Source organism: Luteibacter sp. P4_D7_3, from assembly GCF_056401735.1.
The window spans coordinates 1-7,685 of record NZ_JBFUIT010000194.1 but is presented as its reverse complement, the minus strand read 5'-3'; the positions used below and the strand labels follow the sequence as shown (position 1 = coordinate 7,685).

General features: G+C 62.8%; 10 protein-coding genes. 9 read left to right on the top strand and 1 reads right to left on the bottom strand.

Annotated features, from left to right (window positions below):
• Nucleotides 1–288: EamA family transporter (locus AC1DSN_RS15305; protein ID WP_477331476.1), on the bottom strand; the 288-nt coding region annotated here is incomplete at its 3' end.
• A gap of 119 nt (nucleotides 289–407) precedes the next feature.
• On the opposite strand from AC1DSN_RS15305, the gene AC1DSN_RS15300 reads away from it, so the two are divergent.
• The 9 genes from AC1DSN_RS15300 to AC1DSN_RS15260 form a co-directional block, all read left to right on the top strand.
• Nucleotides 408–1,580: a lactonase family protein gene (locus AC1DSN_RS15300; protein ID WP_477296769.1), complete on the top strand. Its 1,173-nt coding sequence runs from the start codon at nucleotides 408–410 to the stop codon at nucleotides 1,578–1,580.
• A 614-nt stretch (nucleotides 1,581–2,194) separates the two neighbouring features.
• Nucleotides 2,195–2,692 (top strand): hypothetical protein, encoded by a 498-nt coding sequence (locus AC1DSN_RS15295; RefSeq protein WP_477331474.1) that lies wholly within the window; start codon nucleotides 2,195–2,197, stop codon nucleotides 2,690–2,692.
• A 71-nt stretch (nucleotides 2,693–2,763) separates the two neighbouring features.
• Nucleotides 2,764–3,201, top strand: coding sequence for a hypothetical protein (locus AC1DSN_RS15290; RefSeq protein ID WP_477331472.1), 438 nt, complete (start codon nucleotides 2,764–2,766; stop codon nucleotides 3,199–3,201).
• Nucleotides 3,202–3,206: 5 nt separating this feature from the next.
• Nucleotides 3,207–3,794 carry a hypothetical protein gene (locus AC1DSN_RS15285; RefSeq protein WP_477331470.1) on the top strand — a complete coding sequence of 196 codons (588 nt, stop codon included), beginning with the start codon at nucleotides 3,207–3,209 and terminating at the stop codon, nucleotides 3,792–3,794.
• A gap of 18 nt (nucleotides 3,795–3,812) precedes the next feature.
• Nucleotides 3,813–4,610, top strand: coding sequence for a hypothetical protein (locus tag AC1DSN_RS15280; RefSeq protein ID WP_477296767.1), 798 nt, complete (start codon nucleotides 3,813–3,815; stop codon nucleotides 4,608–4,610).
• 5 nt (nucleotides 4,611–4,615) lie between these two features.
• The gene (locus AC1DSN_RS15275; protein ID WP_477296766.1) at nucleotides 4,616–5,263 is read left to right on the top strand and encodes a Pvc16 family protein; all 648 of its coding nucleotides are present in this window, start codon (nucleotides 4,616–4,618) and stop codon (nucleotides 5,261–5,263) included.
• Nucleotides 5,251–5,799 carry a hypothetical protein gene (locus tag AC1DSN_RS15270; RefSeq protein ID WP_477331468.1) on the top strand — a complete coding sequence of 183 codons (549 nt, stop codon included), beginning with the start codon at nucleotides 5,251–5,253 and terminating at the stop codon, nucleotides 5,797–5,799. Before AC1DSN_RS15275 ends, AC1DSN_RS15270 begins: the two co-directional genes overlap by 13 nt.
• 28 nt (nucleotides 5,800–5,827) lie before the next feature.
• Nucleotides 5,828–7,459, top strand: a complete 1,632-nt coding sequence (locus AC1DSN_RS15265; protein WP_477331466.1) for a phage tail sheath family protein — start codon at nucleotides 5,828–5,830, stop codon at nucleotides 7,457–7,459.
• 14 nt (nucleotides 7,460–7,473) lie between these two features.
• Nucleotides 7,474–7,685, top strand: a 212-nt coding sequence (locus AC1DSN_RS15260) for a phage tail protein (RefSeq protein ID WP_477331464.1), incomplete at its 3' end; no start/stop codon positions are given.

Below are 7,685 nucleotides of genomic sequence, written 5' to 3'. Positions count from 1 at the left end.
CCCGGAGCCTCCGGAGGTCAACGCTAAATGACCCAGGCCCTGAAAGGCTGCCGTCTGGGCCAGCCCGGTGACGATGGTTCCGCCTAACGGAGGGCAGGCCAGGGGACGACGCATCACTACCAGCACAACGAACAGCAACGCAGCCCCGATGAGGTAGCGCAGCGCGCAGAAGTCGAACGGCCCGGCGTAGCGCAGCACCAGCTTCATCACGATCCAGCTGAATGCCCAGATCACGACGGTCGCGCCCAGTGCGACGACCGCGCCCGTTGATGCTCTTGCTTCGTTCATGCCCGGCCGACGTAAGGATCGAAGTCCTTATCTTGGCTTATTCGGGCACGTACCTGTAACCAAACGCGTCTTGAGGGCGAAGACCCTTTGAGCTATCTGGCTCTTTCGGAGACGCGACCATGAACACCACACAAAAGCTGGCTGCCGCCCTCGCCGGCGTACTGGCGGCCGCAAGCGCCGTCCACGCGCAGGATCGCCCGCTGGATCAACGGCGCTTCGACTCACCCTACGTTTACGTTATGTCCAACGACATCCAGGGCAACAGCGTCGCCGTGTTACGTCGCAACTTTTTCGGGGGCCTGGAAAAGGTGTCGGTCGCGTCGACGGGAGGGAAGGGCGTCGGCGTCGGCACCACGGCTCCGCCCCCGGACCCGCTCGGTTCTCAGAATGCGCTGATCAGGAGCGAGGACGGCCGTCTGCTCTTCGCCACCAATGCGGGCTCCAATCAGGTGTCCGTATTCGCTATCGAGGGCAGCCGCCTGCGCCTGATCGACGTCCAGCCTACCGGCGGTACCTATCCGGTCAGCGTCGCCCAGAGGGGCAGTCGCCTCTATGTTCTCAACAGCGCCAACACCTCCACGATCACGGCATTTCAGATCACCGCCGGAGGGCAGCTCGTCGCCTTGCCGGCGGAGACGCGCCTGCTTGGCACGGATGCGCCCCTGGTGGGCAACCAGCCCAACGTTGGCATGACCCCGGCGCAACTGCAGTTCTCGCCGGACGGTGGCTGGCTCGCGGTGTCGGTCAAGGATGCCTCCGCCAAGGGGTGGTTCGAACTCTTCGCTGTCGACCGCAACGGGAGTCTGGCCAAGGATCCCGACATCACACCGTCGAACGACCCACAGCCCTTCGGCTTCGACTTCGACGCGCACGGTCACCTCGTCACGTCGCAGGCTGCCGGCTCGGCGGCCAGTTCGTATGCGATCAGCCATGACGGCAGCCTGAAGTCGATCTCCAGCGATATCGCAAACGGACAGGCCGCCGCATGCTGGCTGACGGTGTCCGGACGTTTCGCATTTACCGCAAACGCGGGCAAGGGAAACATCAGCGCGTATCGCATCGGTGGCGATGGCTCGCTGACCGTCCTCCATGGCGGCGTCGCTGGTTCGCTGGAAGCCGGTGCCGCACCGACCGATCTCAAGGCTTCCGCGGATGGATTGTTCTTGTACGTCGGCAATTCCCTGGGTGGCGATATCGACACGTTCCTGATCCTGGCCGATGGTCGACTGTTGCAAGTCGGACAGACCCCCGTGTTCTCAGGGGCATCCGGTATGCAGGGTATTGCTCTCTGATCGACAGTGCAGGGGAGTTCCTGCGGACATGCACGACTCCCCTGCGCACGTGAGATCAGCACATCGGTGCGGTGACACCATCGTGGCAGCAGCATTTCCTTTTTACGAAATGCATCGCATGAATGTGCAACTTGCGTACGCAGGCGACACATGCACCGTGCATTTGCCAAATGCGCTTATCAAAGTACGTTGTGTCTTCACGCGCGAAATGGTTCGATTGTGAAGTCTCGCTTCACCTTCCTGGTGAGCGAAGGACAGGGGATTCAGGTGAGCCTTGGACATGGCAAGTAGAGGAAGAAATGTGAGCCAGGAGGCGTACCACGGCATGACGTAGTCTTTGCCGCGGCGGAATTTCCTACGCGTCTTTCCTGGTGTTTGTCAGCGCGGTTCAACCGCGGCGTCCGGTATCCATCCGACATTCTGCTCGTGGCATCCGTGCCGCGCTGGAAGGTTGCTGCCGCGATTTCGCTTGGCCTTCTCCGTCCAGCGTTGGCTGGGCACGGATGATTGCGCCTGAAAAAACACAAGCTGACACGCAGTTCGCGCTCGACGATGTCGTGGGCAGGGCACTTGACGCACCGACCATCAATGACTGAGACCAGGAGTGACCGACCATGAGCACTACCGAATTGAACGCCAGCTATGACGCTTCTTCCCTCGTAAAAGCGGCTGACCTGAAAACGGACGTCGATTTCGACAAGTACATGAACCTTCTGCTGACCATCAGCAGCTCGGCGACCAGCACTTCGAAGATTGTCATCAATGTCGGCGGAGCCGCTGCAGGCTACCCGGTGATCTACAGCCTTGGCGACGAAGCATCCGGTTCGGCCGGCATGCAGGTTTCGCTGGTAACCGCCGGTAGCCTGCCGCTGTCGGCAATCACCATCACCCCGAACGTGACCACGCTAGACACTGCCTCAAGTGGAGGTGGCGGCAACCAGTGGACGCTGCAGGTCCAGGGCTATCTGGCCGCCCAGGCCGGCACGCAGGGCCTCCTGCTATACGCGATTGTCACCGACGCCACCACGRCGGTGCAGGTGTCGCTCAACAACGGCGGCAAGACCACGCTGAGCCAGACCCCGATCTACTTCCCGTGGAAGCCGATCAACTGACCGTGTAGCTGCGGCTTCACGGCGAAAGCGCTACCACCCGGCGCGGCCTGTTCATCGGCCGCACCGGGTACGTGCGCCCAGGCTCCGACATCACGATCGTCCAGGGGAATGCCATGGCGAATGCGCCGATCTACCAGATCGCGTTCATGTTCGTGTTCAATCAGGATTTCACCAACCAGAAAGTGCAGCTCAACGTGGCTGACAGCAACGACTTCCTGGTGACCGATAGCCAGACAGCGCAGCTGGAGGCGTATTCGGGCAACACGACGCCACCGCTGCTGAATTTCAGCGTGTCTGGCAAGCAGGTATTTTTCAATGTCAGCGACGGCAAGACCTATGGCGGCATGCAGGCCCTGGTGTGGAGCAGCTTCACCGCAGGCAGCCCTCCCACGCTACAGCTCGACCTGGCGTTCTCTTCGGGACTGATCACGGCCACGTATAACGTGCCCGGTGGCAGCGCGAGCGGCCAGCTCGTGTCCGGGCGCAACACCATCACGATCGGAAAGTGACCGCCATGGAAGAGTCCAGGAAAGGTGAGGGCAAGGCGACGCATAAGGCGGGCACAGGGTCCACGGTGACGTCCTCGKCATCCACTACGCCGCCCGAGACGACGCCGCCCACCGTGGAGGAAAACCCGCAGGACGTACTGCTGTCGGTTCCGATCCGGAACCAGCGAATGATGGACCACGTTGACGAGGAGACGCTGAAGGGCAAACTGTTCCGCGCGGACCGCGACGTGGCGTTCCAGCCGTTGAGCATCGCGCTACGCAACGTGCGGGCCAACTCCCGCGTGCTGATCACCATCCGCGACGACCAGCATGCGGTGTGGAGCGAAGGCGACGGCCGGGGTCTGGTCGGATTGAGCTTTTCCACCAACGTCGACCCGGCGCTATACCTCAGCAATTTTCTGATCAACGCGCGCGAGTTCTTCGTTCAGACCTACGCCGATAGCCAGGAGATCCTGGTGCAACTCTATGTGCGCACCACCCAGCGCGAGCTGCGCGGTCGTGTGGACCTGCCTCCGAATGCGGTCGCTACCTTGCAGTCGAGCACCGATCGCACCAGCGTCGTGGGCCTGAGCGCCTTCGCCATCGATTTTTGACCAGGGAAACGAACAGCCATGTCCCGAGTGCTGATACCCGTGGTGCTCCAGTTCCAGAAGGTCGCGGCCAACAGCGGCATCAACATCACCTTCGAGACGCCAGGCGTACGCTGGTCGTTGGGCCGCCGCCTTGGCGACAGCATGGGCTTTTCGTACAACGTCACGTCGGATGCCAGCGGCAGCGGCACACCCATCCTGCGTTCAGTGGCGTTCAACGACAGCGTGCTGCAGCTCACTACCTCGGCCATCGCGCCTGCGTCCAACGACTTCACCTTCACCCTGTTCGTGGAGGTCGAGGAAGGGACGACGTTCGTGCAGGGTTATTGCACGGTCAACAACGAAGCGAACGTCCTTGCCTTCTTTAGCGATGGCCCGCCGGCGTTGTGGCGGAACGGACGCATCAGTGCCAGCTTCCATCGGGAATCGCGGCGGTACCACACGGTGCTTCTCAACATTCGCAACGTTCGGCCGGGCCGCCAGTTGGATATCGTGGTCGACTCCGACATGGACGCCAATGTGCGCTGGTCCTTCGGACCTTACCGGCGGGGCGCTAACGGCATCATGGTCAGCAATCAGACCAGCGGCGCTGTGCAGCTGGCTTCATGGTCGATGACTTCGAGCGAGATTCGCCTGCGCACCGGCGATACGGGCAGCTCGACCGACCTGGCGTTACGCACCTACGTTTCCTACGGGGAGGTGGATCCTGGCCGCTTGTTCCTCAAGACGGTGGGCGATACGGACATCTCGGTGCTCGCCCAGGTCGGCACGCGCCAACCGCAATGGGTGGGCTCGGCCTATACCCTGTTTACCTTGTGATGCCCATGGCTTCCGTCGATAGCGGGCAGGTGGTGCGCTGGGTCAGCGAATCGTTGCGCCAACTCGTGCGCGCGCATATTCCGTTGTTGGCGGCGGAGTCTGCCGTCGTGTTCGATTCGCCGGCGGAGATGGATGCGCAGAGCGAGAACAAGCTGTCGGTGTATCTCTTCCAGCTGGAGCACAACCCCTGGCTGCGCAACCTGCCACCCACACTGGATCGCCGCCCGTCTGCAACCGATCGGCCCAGTGCCATGCAGATGACGCCGGCGCCCCTGGTGGTCGACCTGATGTACACGATGGTCCCGTATGCCAAGTCCGCCGAGATCGAACTGGTACTGGCGGACGAACTGCTTCGCCTGTTCCACGACGTGCCGGCGCTGGAGGGGAAGTGGCTTCACCAGGGCCTGCGCGAGGCCGGCAACGAGCGTATCGAGATCGTCCCGCGAGCGACATCGCTGGACGGCCTGCGCGACATCTGGTCCGGCTTCCAAGGCAAGGCGTACAAACTCACGAAGCTCTACACCCTGACGCCGGTTCGCATTCCTTCGACGCGTCCAGTCGATGTCGACATGGTAACGAACACCGATCTGTCCATCGTCAATACCCGGCCACTACCGGCGGACTTCAACGAGGCAGCGCGATGCACCGACTGAGCGGCGTCATCGAGTTGCTGGATTCGCACAGCGGACGGCCCGCGGTGGGAATCGTGCCTCGCTTTCGTCTCAACGGCGCACCGATCGCACTGCCCAGGCGGCCCGAAGCGCGCTATGTGCTTGTGGACGTGGCGCCGGGGCGTTATCGACTGGACGTGGATGCGCCGGGGTTCCTGGCCTACGGCCTCGACTTTGAGCTGACGCCGGAGGCGACGCTGGCAGACGCGTGGTTGCGCTGCATGCTGGAGCCGGGGCCCGGCTATGAGTATCCGCCGCAGGCCACGCTGATCCGTGGCGCGCTTGCGTCGACCCGGACTCCGGCGGAAATCAGCGCACGTTACGTTACAGTGCGCGGAAGGGAGCGCCATGTGCGCACCCGCTGCGCGCCGGGGGGTGCGTACACGCTGGCACTTTCTGGCCAGCTCGCCGATCCGACACCCGTGACACTGAGCTTCGCCTTCACCGACGGCCAGGCGCGGGAMCTTCAACTGACGGTAACGCCCGGGCGCACGCATCGCGCGGGCGCGCCGCTCTGAATCATTCATCGGGAAAGGAACCAGGACCGTGGCCAACTATCAGCACCCGGGCGTCTATATCCAGGAGATTCCCAGTACGCGCAGCATCCAGGGTGCCTCGACGTCGATGCCGGCTTTCATCGGTGTCACCGACAGCGGCCCGCTGAACACGCCGACGCTGATCACCAGCTGGAACGCCTACACGCGCCTGTTCGGCGGGCTGGTGTGGATGGGCTTCACCTCCTGGGCGGTCTACGAGTTCTTTCAGGAAGGCGGCGCCGCCTGCTACGTGCTGCGCGTGGCCGACAAGACCGGCGCGCCTGCCACCAGCACGGTGGGCACCGCCAAGATGGTCGCCACCACTAACGGCACCTGGGGCGCGAGCCTCATGTACTACATCAGCAACAGCGGTGGTCCGCCACCTAACGGCGGTGGCACGCCTCAGCCGACGCCCGTGTTCAACTTCCAGATTGTCGTACAGGCGACGACCATCGACGGCGCCGGCGCCAACGCGGATAAACTCAGCACGCAGTTGCTGGTGAATTATGTGCGGCAGAACGGCCTCGCCCCGTTGGCAATCGGCGGCAACAGCTATTACGTGCTGGAGACCTTCAGCGGCCTTACCTTCCTGGATGCGGCGGCCGTTGGACGTATCAATTCGCAGTCGATGTTCGTACGTCTTACCCTGGCGACGCCCAAAGACAGCCAGCGGCCCGGCAACACGACCACGCCCACGGCACTCAGTGGCGGAACCAACGGCCAGCTGGATTTTCCCACCGCGCAGGAAGCGATCAAGACGGTACAGGGCCTGAGCCTTCTGGCGCAGCCGGACACCGCCGCGATCGTCGACAGCAATGGCAAATCCGACCCGATCAAGCAGGCCCAGCTGATCAACCAGGGCATGCTGTTGTGCGAGACCCTTGCCAACCTATTCTACGCGGCCGATCCACCGTTCGGACAGAGCGTGCAGCAGATCGTCGCGTTCAAGTCGGGCACCGCGCAGTCCGGAGGTCAAACCCAGCCGCAAGCGATCAACTCCAGCTACGGCTCGCTCTACTACCCGTGGCTCTGGATCTTCAATCCGCTCTCGGGCAGCAACGTGCCGATTCCACCGTCGGGGCCGGTACTCGGCCGCTACGCCCACACCGACAGCAGCGTGGGTGTGTGGAAGTCGCCGGCCGGTGTGAATGACGGCAGCATGCGCACGGTGGTCGGTGTCGAACGGCCGATTACCGACGACGACCAGAGCCAGCTCAATCCCAACGGCGTCAACGCGGTACGCAACCTGATCAACTACGGGAACGTGATCTACGGCGCCCGTACCGTTTCCCTGGATACGCAATGGACCTACCTGAGCGTGCGCCGCCTGTTCATCTACGTCGAGCAGAGCCTGAAGAACAGCCTGCAGTGGGTGGTGTTCGAATCGAACGACCAGACCTTGTGGGCCGCGGTAACGCGCGACATCGATGCCTTCCTCACTACGCTGTGGCAGCAGGGCGGCCTGTTCGGCGCCACGCCGCAGGAAGCCTTTTTCGTCACCTGTGACGCGAGCAACAATCCGCCCGAGACGCGCATGCTTGGGCAGTTGTACATCGACATCGGACTGGCGCCGGTCTATCCGGCCGAGTTCGTCATCATCCGCATCACCCAGAAAACCGCCGGCCCGGATTCGGGCAGCTAAGCCGGAGCTGACATATGGCCACCCAACTGACCGACCCGTTCCGCGGCTTCCGTTTCCGTGTCGAGATCGCCGGCATCCAGATCGCCTCGTTTTCCGAAGCGAGCGTGCCGGACATCAGCGTCGACACGGTCGACTATCGCGAAGGCACTGACCCGACCTACAAGCGCACCCTATCGGGCCTGACCAACTACGGCCGCCTCAACCTCAAGAAGGGGCTGACCACCAC